This window comes from Microbulbifer maximicatervae (SeqCode) (assembly GCF_052468295.1).
Window position 1 is genome coordinate 5,167,501 of sequence record NZ_CP174340.1, and the last position, 14,515, is coordinate 5,182,015.

Below are 14,515 nucleotides of genomic sequence, written 5' to 3' on the forward strand. Positions count from 1 at the left end.
GTTGTGGAGCCGTCCTTGAAATACCACCCTGGTATGTTTGAGGTTCTAACTCTGGTCCGTTATCCGGATCGAGGACAGTGTATGGTGGGTAGTTTGACTGGGGCGGTCTCCTCCCAAAGAGTAACGGAGGAGTACGAAGGTGCACTCAGCATGGTCGGAAATCATGCAATGAGCATAATGGTATAAGTGCGCTTGACTGCGAGACAGACATGTCGAGCAGGTACGAAAGTAGGTCATAGTGATCCGGTGGTTCTGTATGGAAGGGCCATCGCTCAACGGATAAAAGGTACTCCGGGGATAACAGGCTGATACCGCCCAAGAGTTCACATCGACGGCGGTGTTTGGCACCTCGATGTCGGCTCATCACATCCTGGGGCTGAAGCCGGTCCCAAGGGTATGGCTGTTCGCCATTTAAAGTGGTACGCGAGCTGGGTTTAGAACGTCGTGAGACAGTTCGGTCCCTATCTGCCGTGGGCGTTGGAGATTTGAGAAGAGTTGCTCCTAGTACGAGAGGACCGGAGTGAACGAACCTCTGGTGTTCCGGTTGTCACGCCAGTGGCATTGCCGGGTAGCTATGTTCGGACGGGATAACCGCTGAAAGCATCTAAGCGGGAAGCCTCCTTCAAGATAAGATCTCCCTGAGGCCTTGAGCCTCCTGAAGGGCCGTGGAAGACTACCACGTTGATAGGCTGGGTGTGGAAGCGTTGTGAGGCGTTGAGCTAACCAGTACTAATTGCCCGTGCGGCTTGACCATACAACAGAGATGGTTACTAACGACTAGCTAGGCTAGCGGATTGTGAGTTAGAGACATACGATCGCTTGCGGTGTATTACTACAGATTGTTTTACCGACTTATTTGGGGTTATCGCCGGTCAGCAACATGACCGAGGCAAACAGCGATAACGCGGCAGGCCAAGCACTTTGCTTATAAGACCAACGCCAACCCAAGCCAGTTTGCCTGACGACAATAGAGTTGTGGAACCACCTGATCCCTTGCCGAACTCAGAAGTGAAACGCAACATCGCCGATGGTAGTGTGGGGCTTCCCCATGTGAGAGTAGGTCATCGTCAGGCTTCTAATCCGAAAAGGGCCACCCAACAGGGTGGCCCTTTTTTTATGGCTGAAAAAATATTTTAAAAAACAAAAAAAACAAAAAAGCTAAGAAAGAGAAAGCAGAAATTACTTGGCAGAAATTAAATAGAAAAAGATAAAAATAGCTCTGAAAAATTTAGTGCTCAACTTTCTATTTAAAAAATCAGTCAGTAATTAAAAATGAAAAGCCTAAAACTACCTGAGCACCTTAAATAGACGCTCTCCTAAAAAGCCTATAAAAATAGGTCTTTACCGATCTTCTCTCCAAATGCCTTTACGCTCACTCAAAAAATAATCCAACAAAAATAACTCGTGTAAAACTCAGAAAAGTACCCATACCACTCCCGCCAAAAATTAAAATTAGCCGGTAAAAATATCGGTGATTTTTTAGTCTCTGCAGTAATCCCCTGTAACCACGGGGCCTGTAGCCCGTTTATTAAAGTTATGCACAACTCTATCCAGACTTTCTGTTAGTAACCTCTGGCTGTGGAAATCCGTGCAAAAAGTGCTGCTTTTTTACCCGCCTTCAATAGAGCCAAGCAACCACGGGGCTGGCCGGGGATATCCAAGAGTTATACACAGCTCTATCCATGGTTTCTGTTGGTAACAAAGACGCCATAAAACGGACATCAGTTATTAACAGTGTTATGAGCGATAAATCTGTGGATTACTGCGGCTGATTGGTACGCCAGTATGCGAGAGAAGAAAAATTTGGGGATAAAAAAAGCCCCATCAGGTGGGGCTTGGGTGGGCTAGCAAGCAAAGGCGTTATCTGGAACGAGCTCAAAGTTCATATCATTCAAACTGAGGTCTTCCAGTGGAACCAGCTCGGCAGGGAGAGCAAAGCGTCGTGCGGCATTGTTCTGGTGCCAATCCAATACTTCAATGTCTGCTAACTCTTCTTGCTGTAGATCTTGTAAAAAGGTCTTCAGCTCAGTGGTGCTCGCAGTAATTAGCGACTGGTAGTCGTAGGTTCCCAATAGTTTAACGAAGCGGTATTCATCCGTGGCATCTTCAATACGCAGCCAGGCCTGCCCATTGGAATTACCATCCTCGCCGAGAATAACCGGACCTTGATCATCGTCGAATACTGGAATGAGCTGATAACCGGGAACAGGTAGTATTGTCCCCACCCATACCCAACCAGAGAGGCTGGTGCGGCTTAATTGCCATTCACAGAGCCATACCGTCTGATCATCGTCTATGCGAAATTCCCGGTACTCCCTTTGGCTTAAATAGTTGTCAAAGCTCACTTCGGCATTGGGGTTATCTTTACGAAAACTATGAAGCTGTTGTGTCATTTCATAGTTTACTTCCCAGTGCTTTTTCAAGCGCCACTGCATTGGGTATTGGCCCCATTCAACGATATATTCTTCGTGCTCGCGAACAGTTTCGACTACGCGCCAAAAGGCGCCGTCAATAAGAATGCAGGTATCCCCGAGCTTGCAGCCCGGAGCAATGATGCTGCATTCAGGTGAGGCTTCGGATGCACTCACTAAGTGTTCGCTACGCCCTTCAATAACGTCATACCAGGGAAATCCGTGACGCAATGGCGGCGGGAATGCCAATGGCGGCCGGCCGCCAAGTAATCGTCGGAAGAGAACCGATTTTTCAATTTCAAGATCAGAAAGTGTATAGCCTTCCTGTTGTGTGATTTGGCCCCAGGCAAAGGCGGCTCGGATTAGGTGTTTTTCTCGGTCTGAAAAGCTCATGGGTGCAATCATGGGCAAGTAAATAAGAAACCATACCACTGTGCAGGGGTGGGTGCTAATGCAAATGCAATTATCTGTCTTTTGTTGAATGGCGACATGTTGAAAATGGTTCGATACACTGGCTGGGATAAATTAGATGGATAGGGAGTTGTCAGTGGTTTGGATACAGAGGTTTGCGATCTTCGCGATCGGCTTGTTTATAGGGCTATCTCCAGCAGTTGCAGAGGAGAGAGAAGAGAGTAACTTCTCGCCCTGCTACCTGGACGGCTGGAGCCATGCTCTGCACTGTACAAAGATACCGGTTGGTGAAGGAGAAGCTGCAGTAGATCTAGCGGTAATGATAGCCCCAGCAGTTAATGACATTGGACTGGAGCCACTTTATTTACTGGCCGGTGGCCCCGGCCAGGCAGCCAGTTATCTGACCCCAATTCTAAATGCCTTATATAAAGTCAATCAGAGTAGGGCGATCGTTCTTGTCGATAGGCGCGGCTCGGGTTACTCGGCTGCATTTGATTGTGGGATCGACGGAGAAGTCCATATGGATCTGGAGGCGGTCACCGATCAATTCTCAACTTGCTACCTTGAAAACTCTTCCTTTGCGAAAGCCCTGCATAGCCGTCAAGCGGTTGATGATCTGGAGGAAGTGCGCCTCCAGTTGAGGCATAAAAAAATTGCTTTGTGGGGAGGTTCTTGGGGAACTCGCACAGCGCTTCTTTACCAGCAATGGTATCCCGAAAGTTTGAGTGTCCTGATCCTGGATGCCGTAGCCCCGATTGATTCAAAAGTTTTTCTTACTGCGCAAGCTGCTGAAAAGGCGCTGCTAAAATTGGAGAAAGACTGCAGTCAGGATCCGGTGTGCTCCGAATTTGGCGATTGGAGATCTGACCTGGATAGCTTGCTTAGGGACTGGGATGGAAGAGCATCGAATTTCCCGGACCCCCACTCTGGTCGCACAATGGAAACAAGTGTTCCCCGGAGCTTCATACAAAACCTGATAAGGACCGCGCTCTACACACCTGAAATGGCAGCGCAGTTACCATACGCTATTAGCCAGGCTGAGGAAGGTAATTATTTGCCGCTATCGGGATTGGCTGGACTTTTATCTGATGATGGAAGTATGTCTATGGGGCTCACCTTATCAGTTGCTTGCGCTGAAGAGTTAAATCGCACTACAGAGGAAGAGCTGGCTGCAGATATTCGCAATAGCTTTTTAGGTGATGCTTTTTTTGAGATTTTTGCTGAGGGTTGCAAGGTGTGGCCCGTATCTCCTATCACTTACGAAGTCCCGGAAGAAAGAAATCATCCTGTGTTAATTATTTCCGGGGAGGCTGACCCTATTACCCCACATTATTATGCTGAACAAAGCTTGGGGTATCTTTCAGAATTAAAACAGGTAGTGGTTCCAGGTGGTGGGCATATCAATAGTATGCGCGGTTGTATACCAAAGCTAATAGATGATTTTCTAAAATCTCCACTTGCTTCTTTAGATAGTGATTGTATTGCGGATATTCAAAGACCACCTTTTATGGCGGGTGCTTTTGGACCTGAAATTGATAAAGCGGTATCCAGTGAGTTGCTATCGAGCCAAGGGGATAACAAATGATTGCTGTTAAATCTATTCACAAGCAATTCTCTGGAAAGAAAGTACTCAAAGACCTGAACTTCAATATACCTGATGGCCAAATAACCGCTTTGCTGGGGGCTAATGGAGCCGGTAAAACTACTTGCCTGAGAATTATAGCGGGGTTGGTAAAACCGGATGAAGGTACAGTATTTGTTAGTGGGCTTAATGTGGCCGAAAAGCCATTAGAAATAAAGCGGCAATTGGGCGTTGTCGGCGATCGTGAAGGCTTGTATGAACGACTTACTGTAGCGGAGTACTTATCATTTTTTGCCAGTGCGCAAGGATTATTTGGGGCAGAGCTTAAGCGCGCATTGAATTCTGTTCGAGAAGAGCTGGAATTAGAAGATTTGTGGCAACGTCGGACAAAAGGCTTTTCCCAGGGGGAGAGAATGAAAGTGTCGCTGGCGCGGGCACTAGTCCACCGGCCTACGCATTTGATACTAGATGAACCGACTCGCGGTCTTGATGTCCTTGCAGCGAGACTGCTGCGGAAAACACTTCTGCGGTTGCGCTCTGAGGGCGTAGCCATTTTATTTTCCAGCCATATTATGGCTGAAGTCACTGAGTTGTCAGATAGAGTGTTGGTGATGGCTAACGGTGCTATTGTCGACAGTGGTACCCCAGATGAGCTTGTAGAGCGCACAGGCTGTAAAAACCTGGAAGATAGTTTTGTCACTCTGGCTTACGGGGTTAAAGGGGAGGTGATGGCATGAAATTTTTAAACCTATTATTTACTCCCGCCATGTCTGCTCTTTTGAAAAAGGAGTTATTAGAGGTTTGGCGTGACCGGCGAGCACTGTATTTATCGTTGTTTTTTGCCATTTTATTTCCCGGAATGATCGCATCAATGACTCTGTTTATGTTTAAGTCCCAAGGAGAGAGGACATTTCAGCTAGCGTTGTTAGGCGGTCAGGATTTACCAGTATTGGAGCAGCAGCTGAGTAAAGGGCGGGTGGAACTGGATAGCCTGTCAGAAGGGGACCCGATGGCTTTACTTGATGAAGGTTACGATGCAGTTGTGAAAATTGACGAAGGCTTTTCTACCGATTATCGCAATTTCCGCAGCCCCAAGATTTATTTGTATGTTGATAGCTCCGATCGTTTCAGCGGGCAAGGCGCGAGCCATGTTCAACAAAAGCTGGGTGAGCTACAACAGCTCGTTATTCAACAAAGAATGGTCGCTAGGGGAGTCCCACTAAAAACAATGGCACCCTGGCAAGTACAGGTCAGGGATGTCAGTACCCCCTCTACCCGCAGTGCCTGGATTGTTGGTTCAATACCGGCACTCCTGATAATGACGCTGTTTATAGGTTGCTTGTCCTCGTCCATTGATGCCTCTGCCGGTGAGCGGGAGAGAATGAGTTTTGAGGTATTGCTGCAACAACCTCTGGCCGCCTGGCAGGTGGTCCTGGCCAAGGTGCTCGCTGTAGCCAGTATCAGTTGGTTATCTTCTATTCTTGCGTTAGTTTCGCTAATGGCTGTTTTTCCATTTTTGCCCTTGGCTGAAATGGGGATACAACATGCAACTACGCTAAGTGGAATGGTCGCTATGGCGCTTGCCCTGCTGCCATTGGCTCTATTGGTTGCTGTACTGCAAATATTGTTAGCGTTGCGTTCCCAGTCATTTAAAGATGCTCAAACTCAATTGAGTATATTGCAGATTTTACCTGTCACTATGTTGTTAATATTGGATATGTCATCCATAGAGCTAGAGGAACCTGTCTGGCAGTTGGTCCCGCTGGTCGCGCAACAGCAGTGGTTTAAGGCTCTACTGGTTGGGGATACGGTCTCCATATCACTAATGATCGCTGGCTCACTGGTCAGCCTTTTGTTGGTTGTTGGGTGTATATTAGGCGGTGCCCGAGCGCTGCAGCGAGAGAGTCTGCTCGGAGCTACCTAGCTTACTGATTTAGAGAGTTGTACTGGTATGAGTGACTTTCGTGAAGGGTTATTAAGTATCAACCTGAGGTCTATAGCAGATAACTATCAGGATCTGGCTAATCGCTTGAAAGCCGGCACCCGGTGCGGTGCTGTGGTTAAAGCGGATGCTTACGGCTTGGGAATGGCTCATGTTGCACCGGCGCTATACGCTCAGGGATGCCGCGATTTCTTTGTGGCCACCCAAGTCGAGGGGGAGCGCTTGCGCAGTGACCTCGGCAACGATGTGAATATAGTCATTTTTACCGGTGTCAGGCCTGGTGCTGAACTAGAGTGCGCTCGCGCGGGTTTGATCCCCACATTGTTTACTCTGGATCAATTGAAGAGCTGGGTTGAAATCTGCGAGAAAGCTCAGTTGGAGGCCCCTTGCGCCGTAAAAATTGATACCGGCATGACTCGGCTGGGATTGACCCCAGATGAGTTCGAATTACTCCTCAAGGACCGCCCTCTCTTGGAGTCCGCCGATGTTCGGATGTTCTTCAGTCATCTTGCCTGTGCAGACCAGCCCCAGCATCCGCATAACAAGCTTCAGTTGAACGAGTTTAAGATCGCGGGCGATCGCTTGCGGGAACTGTGCCCGGATATTCAGCTCAGCCTTGCGAACTCATCCGGCATCTTTTTGGGTGAGGACTATCACTTTGATATTGCCCGACCGGGCTCCGCACTATACGGCCTTAACCCTGTCCCTGAGGCTGAAAACCCGATGCGTCCAACGGTGACTTTGGGCTTGCCAATTGTCCAAAAGCGCTATGTCAGTCAGTCCCGGTCTGTGGGGTATGGTGCGACCCAGGAAGTTCCCGGAGATAGTTGGCTTGCGGTAGCTCGGGGTGGATATGCCGATGGCATTATACGAGCCCAAGGGGGGCGGGGGCGCGGATGGGGGCACGGCCGCCCTCTACCAATTGTCGGGCGTATATCAATGGACTCTACCACTTTCGATATTTCGGGTCTCAGCGAAGAGGAGCGGGACTCCCTTCAGTCGATCGAGATTCTCAATGACCAGCTTACGGTGGATGAGGTTGCTGGGTATGCCGGGACTATCGGTTATGAAGTCCTGACGAGCCTCGGGCATCGCTATGGCCGCCATTATGTAAAAGGTTGAACAAATTGCAGGACGTCGCCGCAAAAACACCATTAGAACAGCTTCGCCCGGTGCTGGAGCTTCTGGCGGATGGGGAAATACACTCGGGAGAATCCCTCGGGAATGCGCTTGGTGTCAGCCGAGCCGCTGTTTGGAAACAACTACAAAAGCTCGAGAGCTACGGCCTGACGCTTGAGTCTGCTAAGGGGCGAGGTTATCGCTTGCCGGGAGGTCTCGACTTGCTATCTGAGCAGACTGTTACCAATCAACTGGATGGTTCAGCCCGAGCGCTACTGCGCGAGTTGCAGGTTTTTGATGAGTTGAGTTCAACGAACTCCCTGTTACTGGAACGTTTTGAAGAAGGTAAGGGGCATGCTGTAGCGATTCTCGCCGAGCGGCAAAGTGCCGGTCGGGGTCGCCGTGGTCGCAATTGGATCAGCCCGTATGCCACAAGTATCAGCCTCTCAGTGGGCTGGGAGTTTAATGGTGGTGTACAAAGCCTGGAGGGGTTGAGTCTTGCCGTCGGTGTTGCTGTGGCAAAAGCGCTCGAGCGTTTTTCTGTACCGGGCGTGCGCCTAAAGTGGCCAAATGATGTGTGGTGCCAGGGCCGTAAATTGGCCGGTGTATTACTTGAGCTAAAAGGGGATTTAACCGATCGCTGTTCAGTGGTTATCGGTATCGGGTTGAATAATGGTCTCAATGCGAAGACAGCTGAGGAGATTGATCAACCATGGGCAGATCTCCAGCAAGTCCGTCCTGGTATTGGCCGTAGTGAATTAACTGCGGCGATACTCAGCGAGCTGTTACCGATGCTGGAAACTTACCCGGAAGAGAGCTTCGCCGCTTACCGGAAATCGTGGTCAACCCTAGACCAGTTTGCCGGGCAGCCAATTCGGTTGCGGTCAGGTAATTTGAGCTGGGAAGGTGTTGCGGCCGGTGTCGATGAAAAAGGAGCCTTGTTACTCGACACTGATAAAGGGCAAAAATCATTTCATGGGGGGGAAATCTCGTTGCGGGGGCAGGTGTGATTCTAGAGCTGGATGTCGGCAATACACGGGGTAAGTGGCGCTACCTGGTCGAAGGCGAGGTAATAGCCCGTGGTGATATCGAAACTGGGCAGTTGCGCCAGCAGATTTTGCCTGAGGGGTGGGCAGAGTTAACCCCCTACCGTTTTCGGGTAGTGAATGTTGCCGGTCCCGTTGTTGCTGAATTCTTGAGTCAGGTGGCCCGAGACCTGTTCACACTGGAGGCTGAATTCTCGGCAGTAGCGCCCCAATGTGCCGGCGTTATCTGTGGGTATGAAGACCACTCCGCGCTAGGGGTGGATCGGTGGCTCGCAATGTTGGCGGCCTACCAGCAATCTCCCCGAGCATCATTAATTGTGGATTGCGGCAGTGCGGTCACCTTAGATTTGCTGGACAATAGCGGACGCCACATTGGGGGATATATCGTTCCCGGTTTCGGATTGATGAATCGCGTTCTCAGTGTCGATACCCATGCGGCAAAGAGTCGTGAGGCACTGGCCCTGACAAAAACATTGGGCGCGGGACGCAATACCAATGAGGCGATAAACCGTGGCCTCTTGCTGATGGTGTTGGGTGCGGTTGATCGAGCAATGGAAGAATTGCAGGTCCACTCCGGTTCCCCCCCTTTATTGTGGTTAACCGGCGGGGATGCGCAGTTGCTCTCCGCAGTTTACCAGCACGAACATCGCCTGGTTCCCGATTTGGTGATGGATGGGTTGGCCCTTAGTAATCCATAAAAATTTACTCTGTTATGCGCTGGATAGCCCTTTCTTTAGTCGCCCTGAACGCTGTGCTTTTTGCCTGGTATATGTTGGTAGCGCCGTCTCCGCAGTTAAGTAGCGGCAAGAGCCCGATCCCTCACGAGTCGGAGGGAAAGAAAATCACTCTCGTTAGCGAAATATCCCCTGAAGAGCTGCCTGCTCCAGAGAAGACCGGCGCATTGAGTAAGGAGTCCTTTGAGGTTGAGCAGCTTTGTACGCTGTTGGGGCCTTTCGCGGAGGAGTACCAGGGTGAGGATCTCTTGCAGCGAATCCGGTCCCTTCAGGTTAAAGCCGAACTGCGTGATATAGAAATGCAGGGGCAGATGCGCTACTGGGTATATCTGCCGCCACTGAGTTCGAGGCGGGAGGCCTACAACCGCTTGCGTGAACTACAGTCTCAGGGGATCGACAGCTATGTCATTCCCAAAGGCGCATTGGGAAATGGCATTTCATTTGGGATTTTCAGTGAGCGAGCCCGAGCTGAGTCCCATACCGCCGTTTTGAAGGAGAGGGGGGTTACCGCGCAGTTCAAGGAGGAGCCGCAAACCTATATGGAGCGGTGGATAGTTATGCCCCCTGGCAGCACAGAAAGTCTTGCAGAAGAATTTTGGCGACAACTGCAAAGTGAATACCCGGATCTGGATCGGCGCCCAAATCTTTGTTCTGAAGTACTTGGCTAACAAAAAAGCAGATTTATCAGAAAACCATCAGGTGGCGTCTCGAATCGCTGTTTTTTTCAACAGGTTGGAATAGGCGACATAAAAAATATGATTTATCTGCAAAAAGGGTGTTGCGTGTCGAGATAAGTTCCCATAGAATCCCGCCTCCATTGACGAGGGTGACTTAACAACTTCGGCAATGAACGGGATAGGGCTGGCGTAGCTCAGTTGGTAGAGCAGCTGACTTGTAATCAGCCGGTCGGGGGTTCGACTCCTCTCGCCAGCTCCATTTTCATCCCGTTGCTGTCAAAATTAGGTTTCGCTGCTAAGTATGTGAAATTTAAAGAAAAATTGTTGACAGCGCAGCGAGATGTGTAGACAATGCACACCGCTTTGAGCAGGGGTTCCCGAGTGGCCAAAGGGATCAGACTGTAAATCTGACGCGAAAGCTTCGGTGGTTCGAATCCACCCCCCTGCACCATATTACACCTTAGGGTGTTGCGCGAAATCGAAGGGTTTTGCATGGAGGTCCCGAAAGCGGGCATAGTTCAATGGTAGAACCTCAGCCTTCCAAGCTGATGATGCGGGTTCGATCCCCGCTGCCCGCTCCAAGTTTTGGGGTTGGTTGGAATGCTCTCCAGGGTGCAGCATTTTAAGATGCCGTTATCGGCAAGATTTTGGCTCATGTAGCTCAGGGGTAGAGCACACCCTTGGTAAGGGTGAGGTCGGCGGTTCAAATCCGCCCATGAGCTCCATTTTATATGACCGCAAGAGTGAAAGCTCTTGCGGTTGTTTGTGTCCGGGGTCGGATTTTCCGGGTCGGATGTGCATGTTCTGGACGTGGGTGGTGCCGTTATCGGCTCGCCTATATATAGGAGGCTGCAATGGCAAAAGAAAAGTTTGAACGTTCCAAGCCCCACGTGAACGTGGGCACCATCGGTCACGTTGACCACGGTAAAACCACCCTGACCGCTGCTCTGACCCGCGTATGTGCGGAAGTTTGGGGCGGTGACGCTGTTGCTTTCGACGGTATCGACAATGCACCGGAAGAGCGTGAGCGCGGTATCACCATCGCTACTTCTCACGTTGAGTACGAGTCCCCGACTCGCCACTACGCTCACGTAGATTGCCCGGGACACGCCGACTACGTTAAGAACATGATCACCGGTGCTGCTCAGATGGACGGCGCTATCCTGGTATGTTCCGCAGCTGACGGCCCCATGCCGCAGACTCGTGAGCACATCCTGCTTTCCCGTCAGGTAGGTGTACCTTACATCGTTGTATTCCTGAACAAAGCGGACATGGTAGACGACGAAGAGCTGCTCGAGCTGGTAGAAATGGAAGTTCGCGAACTTCTGGACCAGTACGAGTTCCCAGGTGACGACACTCCGATCATCGTTGGTTCCGCTCTGATGGCCCTGAACGGCGAAGACGACAACGAAATGGGTACTACCGCTGTTAAGAAGCTGGTAGAGACTCTGGACGAGTACATCCCTGAGCCAGAGCGCGCTGTAGATCAGCCGTTCCTGATGCCGATCGAAGACGTATTCTCTATCTCTGGCCGTGGTACTGTTGTAACTGGTCGTGTAGAGCGCGGTGTGATCAACACTGGCGACGAGATCGAAATCGTTGGTATCAAAGAAACCACCACTACTACCTGTACTGGTGTTGAAATGTTCCGCAAGCTGCTCGACGAAGGTCGTGCTGGTGAGAACATCGGCGCACTGCTGCGCGGCACCAAGCGTGACGAAGTAGAGCGTGGTCAGGTACTGGCTAAGCCGGGCTCCATCACTCCGCACACCAAGTTCGAAGCGGAAGTGTATGTACTGTCCAAGGACGAAGGTGGTCGTCACACCCCGTTCTTCAAAGGCTACCGTCCTCAGTTCTACTTCCGTACTACCGACGTAACTGGTGCGGTAGAGCTGCCGGAAGGCACTGAAATGGTAATGCCGGGCGACAACATTCAAATGGTTGTTACCCTGATCGCTCCGATCGCCATGGAAGACGGCCTGCGCTTCGCTATCCGCGAAGGTGGTCGTACCGTAGGTGCGGGCGTTGTTGCTAAGATCATTGAGTAATCTTTGATTTCTGCATCACAATATTCTATGTGGTGCACTAGGTGGGAGAGTTCCTGTAGCTCTCTCATCTTTGAGTGCGAAAGTGCTCACACTGTACAGGCCAGTAGTTCAATTGGTAGAGCACCGGTCTCCAAAACCGGGTGTTGGGGGTTCGAGTCCCTCCTGGCCTGCCATTTTTAATCACTCCGCTTAGATAAGCTTAGGGGTGTCGCAAAACCCTACTTGTCAGTGGGGCTTTTGTGTTTATGAGCGCTAAAAGATTATCTATAGTGCGCTAAGGGCTTCTTATATGAATGCTAAAACAGAAGCGAAAACCTTTCGTCTTGACGGTCTGAAGTGGTTGTTAATAGTGCTGCTGGTGGGCGGTGCTGTTGCAGGCAATTCATATTACGCCGAATTCCCTTTGTTTTACCGAGTGTTGGCAGTAACTGCCATCTGTCTGGTAGCTCTGGTTGTGGCTGTAAACACCGCCAAAGGCAATGCGTTGTGGCAACTGTTGCGCGAAGCGCAAACTGAAGTCAGGCGTGTGGTTTGGCCGACCCGCCAAGAAGCAACCCAGACCACAGCGATTGTGGTTGTTTTCGTGTTGATTATGGCGCTTATCTTGTGGGCGCTTGATTCGGCTCTGGGTTGGGCGGCTTCCAAATTTATCGGCTAAAGGTTGATACATGTCAAAGAATTGGTATGTGGTCCAGGCTTACTCGGGCTATGAGAAGCGTGTCGCCAGCTCCCTGAAAGAGCGCATTGAGCTGAACGAAATGGACCACCTGTTTGGTGAAGTCCTGGTTCCCACGGAAGAAGTGGTTGAGATGCGCGCAGGGCAAAAGCGTAAGAGTGAACGCAAGTTTTTCCCGGGCTATGTCCTGGTAGAAATGGAATTGAATGACGATACCTGGCACTTGGTGAAAGAAACTCCCCGAGTACTGGGTTTTATCGGCGGTAAGGCGGATAAGCCAGCCCCGATTACTGACCGCGAAGCGCAGGCTATCCTGAATCGCATCGACGATTCCGCCGATAAGCCCAAGCCCAAGACTCTGTTTGAGCCTGGTGAAATGGTTCGAGTTATCGACGGTCCGTTTAATGATTTCAACGGTGTGGTTGAAGAGGTTAACTACGAGAAGAGTCGCTTGCGAGTGGCTGTGTTGATCTTCGGACGTTCCACCCCGGTTGAACTGGAGTTCAGTCAGGTAGAGAAGACCTGATTCCAGTATAAATTTTTTGCCCCCTTTCGCCGTGAGGTGGAAGGGGGTTTTCGCGTCCCCGAAAAATGAGTTTTCATTTCGGGGTTCGGGGAGCTTGCCCTTAAACCTTATGGCTGAGTGGCGGGCGTTAATACCCAACTAGAGGAGAGCTGTAATGGCTAAGAAAGTAGAAGCTTATATCAAGCTGCAAGTTAAGGCCGGTCAGGCCAACCCGAGTCCGCCCGTTGGTCCCGCACTGGGTCAGCACGGTGTGAACATCATGGAATTCTGTAAGGCGTTCAACGCCCAGACCCAGAGCCTCGAGCCAGGTCTGCCAGTTCCAGTTGTAATCTCTGTATACAACGACCGCTCCTTCACCTTCATCATGAAGTCGCCGCCCGCCGCTGTACTGCTGCGCAAGGCTGCCAAGATCAAGAGCGGTTCCGGTCGTCCGAACACTGAGAAAGTGGGTAAAGTAACCCGCGCTCAGCTGGAAGAGATCGTAGAAATGAAGAAAGCAGACCTGACTGCATCCGACTTGGACGCGGCCGTGCGCACTATCGCCGGTTCCGCTCGCAGCGCCGGTATCGAAGTGGAGGGTCTCTAAGTGGCTAAATTGAGCAAGCGTCAGCGCGTAATCGCTGAAAAAGTTGAAGCTGGTAAAGCTTACGGCATGGAAGAAGCCGTAGCTCTGTTGAAAGAGCTGTCCAACGTTAAGTTTGCAGAAACTGTAGACGCTTCTGTAAACCTGGGCATCGACCCACGTAAATCCGACCAGGCTGTTCGCGGTGCAACTACTCTGCCGCACGGTACTGGTAAAGAAGTTCGCGTAGCTGTTTTCACCCAGGGTGCTAACGCTGACGCCGCTAAAGAAGCGGGCGCTGACTTGATCGGTATGGACGAGCTGGCTGCCGACGTTAAAGCAGGCAAGATGGACTTCGATGTAGTAATCGCTTCCCCCGATGCGATGCGCGTTGTAGGTCAACTGGGTCAAATCCTCGGCCCGCGCGGCCTGATGCCGAACCCGAAGACTGGCACCGTAACTCCAGACGTTGCTACTGCGGTTAAAAATGCCAAAGCTGGTCAGGTGCGTTTCCGCGCTGACAAAGGCGGCATTATCCACGGTGGTATCGGTAAAGTGGCTTTCGATGCGAACTCTCTGAAAGAGAACCTGGAAGCTCTGGTTGCCGACCTGAAGAAAGCCAAGCCGGCTTCTGCAAAAGGTGTATATCTGAAGAAGATCACCCTGAGCACCACTATGGGCCCGGGTCTGGTTATCGATCAGTCTTCCCTGAACATCTAAATATCACTGCGGGGTGTGATCACCTCTCAGTAAATCGAACTTTGGGGTCCACCTGAATGCT

General features: G+C 50.8%; 13 protein-coding genes, 5 tRNA genes and 2 rRNA genes (1 of these 20 cut by a window edge). 19 read left to right on the top strand and 1 reads right to left on the bottom strand.

From position 1 onward, the window contains the following. Positions 1 to 754 (top strand): 23S ribosomal RNA (locus ACJJIQ_RS22795); it begins 2,128 nt to the left of the window's first position. A 203-nt stretch (positions 755 to 957) separates the two neighbouring features. Further along, positions 958 to 1,073: ribosomal RNA gene (gene rrf, locus ACJJIQ_RS22800) — 5S ribosomal RNA — on the top strand. A gap of 771 nt (positions 1,074 to 1,844) precedes the next feature. Here the strand turns inward: rrf and ACJJIQ_RS22805 are convergent. Continuing rightward, positions 1,845 to 2,804 (bottom strand): hypothetical protein, encoded by a 960-nt coding sequence (locus ACJJIQ_RS22805; RefSeq protein WP_444895291.1) that lies wholly within the window; start codon positions 2,802 to 2,804, stop codon positions 1,845 to 1,847. 136 nt (positions 2,805 to 2,940) lie between these two features. Here ACJJIQ_RS22805 and ACJJIQ_RS22810 point away from each other — a divergent pair, with 136 nt between their 5' ends. The 17 genes from ACJJIQ_RS22810 (at position 2,941) to rplA (ending at position 14,454) form a co-directional block, all read left to right on the top strand. Further along, entirely contained in the window at positions 2,941 to 4,407 is a 1,467-nt protein-coding gene (locus ACJJIQ_RS22810; RefSeq protein ID WP_445363117.1) for an alpha/beta fold hydrolase, read from the top strand. Next, entirely contained in the window at positions 4,404 to 5,141 is a 738-nt protein-coding gene (locus tag ACJJIQ_RS22815; RefSeq protein WP_444895289.1) for an ABC transporter ATP-binding protein, read from the top strand. The genes ACJJIQ_RS22810 and ACJJIQ_RS22815 overlap by 4 nt, the downstream gene beginning before the upstream one ends. Further along, complete coding sequence (locus ACJJIQ_RS22820; RefSeq protein ID WP_444895288.1) at positions 5,138 to 6,328, top strand: ABC transporter permease; 1,191 nt, start codon at positions 5,138 to 5,140, stop codon at positions 6,326 to 6,328. Before ACJJIQ_RS22815 ends, ACJJIQ_RS22820 begins: the two co-directional genes overlap by 4 nt. Positions 6,329 to 6,355: 27 nt before the next feature. After that, entirely contained in the window at positions 6,356 to 7,468 is a 1,113-nt protein-coding gene (gene alr, locus ACJJIQ_RS22825) for an alanine racemase (RefSeq protein WP_445363118.1), read from the top strand. A gap of 5 nt (positions 7,469 to 7,473) precedes the next feature. Further along, positions 7,474 to 8,475, top strand: coding sequence for a bifunctional biotin--[acetyl-CoA-carboxylase] ligase/biotin operon repressor BirA (gene birA, locus ACJJIQ_RS22830; RefSeq protein WP_445363119.1), 1,002 nt, complete (start codon positions 7,474 to 7,476; stop codon positions 8,473 to 8,475). Next, positions 8,472 to 9,209, top strand: coding sequence for a type III pantothenate kinase (locus ACJJIQ_RS22835; RefSeq protein ID WP_445363120.1), 738 nt, complete (start codon positions 8,472 to 8,474; stop codon positions 9,207 to 9,209). Before birA ends, ACJJIQ_RS22835 begins: the two co-directional genes overlap by 4 nt. A 14-nt stretch (positions 9,210 to 9,223) precedes the next feature. Continuing rightward, positions 9,224 to 9,913 (top strand): SPOR domain-containing protein, encoded by a 690-nt coding sequence (locus tag ACJJIQ_RS22840; RefSeq protein WP_445363121.1) that lies wholly within the window; start codon positions 9,224 to 9,226, stop codon positions 9,911 to 9,913. Positions 9,914 to 10,105: 192 nt separating this feature from the next. Then, positions 10,106 to 10,181: transfer RNA gene (locus ACJJIQ_RS22845), tRNA-Thr, on the top strand. Positions 10,182 to 10,289: 108 nt separating this feature from the next. Continuing rightward, a tRNA-Tyr gene (locus tag ACJJIQ_RS22850) sits at positions 10,290 to 10,373 on the top strand. A gap of 56 nt (positions 10,374 to 10,429) precedes the next feature. Beyond that, positions 10,430 to 10,503: transfer RNA gene (locus ACJJIQ_RS22855), tRNA-Gly, on the top strand. Positions 10,504 to 10,572: 69 nt separating this feature from the next. Continuing rightward, a tRNA-Thr gene (locus tag ACJJIQ_RS22860) sits at positions 10,573 to 10,647 on the top strand. 129 nt (positions 10,648 to 10,776) lie between these two features. Further along, positions 10,777 to 11,970: an elongation factor Tu gene (gene tuf, locus ACJJIQ_RS22865; protein WP_108731642.1), complete on the top strand. Its 1,194-nt coding sequence runs from the start codon at positions 10,777 to 10,779 to the stop codon at positions 11,968 to 11,970. Between the two features lie 97 nt (positions 11,971 to 12,067). Further along, positions 12,068 to 12,143, top strand: a tRNA-Trp gene (locus tag ACJJIQ_RS22870). Between the two features lie 116 nt (positions 12,144 to 12,259). Further along, positions 12,260 to 12,628, top strand: a complete 369-nt coding sequence (gene secE, locus ACJJIQ_RS22875) for a preprotein translocase subunit SecE (protein ID WP_108731643.1) — start codon at positions 12,260 to 12,262, stop codon at positions 12,626 to 12,628. Positions 12,629 to 12,638: 10 nt separating this feature from the next. Next, a complete protein-coding gene (nusG, locus tag ACJJIQ_RS22880; protein ID WP_108731644.1) occupies positions 12,639 to 13,172 on the top strand; it encodes a transcription termination/antitermination protein NusG in 534 nt (177 codons plus the stop codon). 154 nt (positions 13,173 to 13,326) lie between these two features. Beyond that, positions 13,327 to 13,758 carry a 50S ribosomal protein L11 gene (gene rplK, locus ACJJIQ_RS22885; protein ID WP_108731645.1) on the top strand — a complete coding sequence of 144 codons (432 nt, stop codon included), beginning with the start codon at positions 13,327 to 13,329 and terminating at the stop codon, positions 13,756 to 13,758. Beyond that, entirely contained in the window at positions 13,759 to 14,454 is a 696-nt protein-coding gene (gene rplA, locus ACJJIQ_RS22890) for a 50S ribosomal protein L1 (protein ID WP_444895283.1), read from the top strand. It begins immediately after the preceding gene. Positions 14,455 to 14,515: the final 61 nt, after the last annotated feature.

Coding starts and splice junctions, on each gene's coding strand:
- secE (WP_108731643.1), top strand. CDS start 12,260: ATGAATGCTAAAACAGAAGCGAAAACCTTTCGTCTTGACGGTCTGAAG.
- ACJJIQ_RS22820 (WP_444895288.1), top strand. CDS start 5,138: ATGAAATTTTTAAACCTATTATTTACTCCCGCCATGTCTGCTCTTTTG.
- ACJJIQ_RS22805 (WP_444895291.1), bottom strand. CDS start 2,804: ATGAGCTTTTCAGACCGAGAAAAACACCTAATCCGAGCCGCCTTTGCC.
- tuf (WP_108731642.1), top strand. CDS start 10,777: ATGGCAAAAGAAAAGTTTGAACGTTCCAAGCCCCACGTGAACGTGGGC.
- nusG (WP_108731644.1), top strand. CDS start 12,639: ATGTCAAAGAATTGGTATGTGGTCCAGGCTTACTCGGGCTATGAGAAG.
- alr (WP_445363118.1), top strand. CDS start 6,356: ATGAGTGACTTTCGTGAAGGGTTATTAAGTATCAACCTGAGGTCTATA.
- ACJJIQ_RS22810 (WP_445363117.1), top strand. CDS start 2,941: ATGGATAGGGAGTTGTCAGTGGTTTGGATACAGAGGTTTGCGATCTTC.
- rplK (WP_108731645.1), top strand. CDS start 13,327: ATGGCTAAGAAAGTAGAAGCTTATATCAAGCTGCAAGTTAAGGCCGGT.
- ACJJIQ_RS22815 (WP_444895289.1), top strand. CDS start 4,404: ATGATTGCTGTTAAATCTATTCACAAGCAATTCTCTGGAAAGAAAGTA.
- ACJJIQ_RS22840 (WP_445363121.1), top strand. CDS start 9,224: ATGCGCTGGATAGCCCTTTCTTTAGTCGCCCTGAACGCTGTGCTTTTT.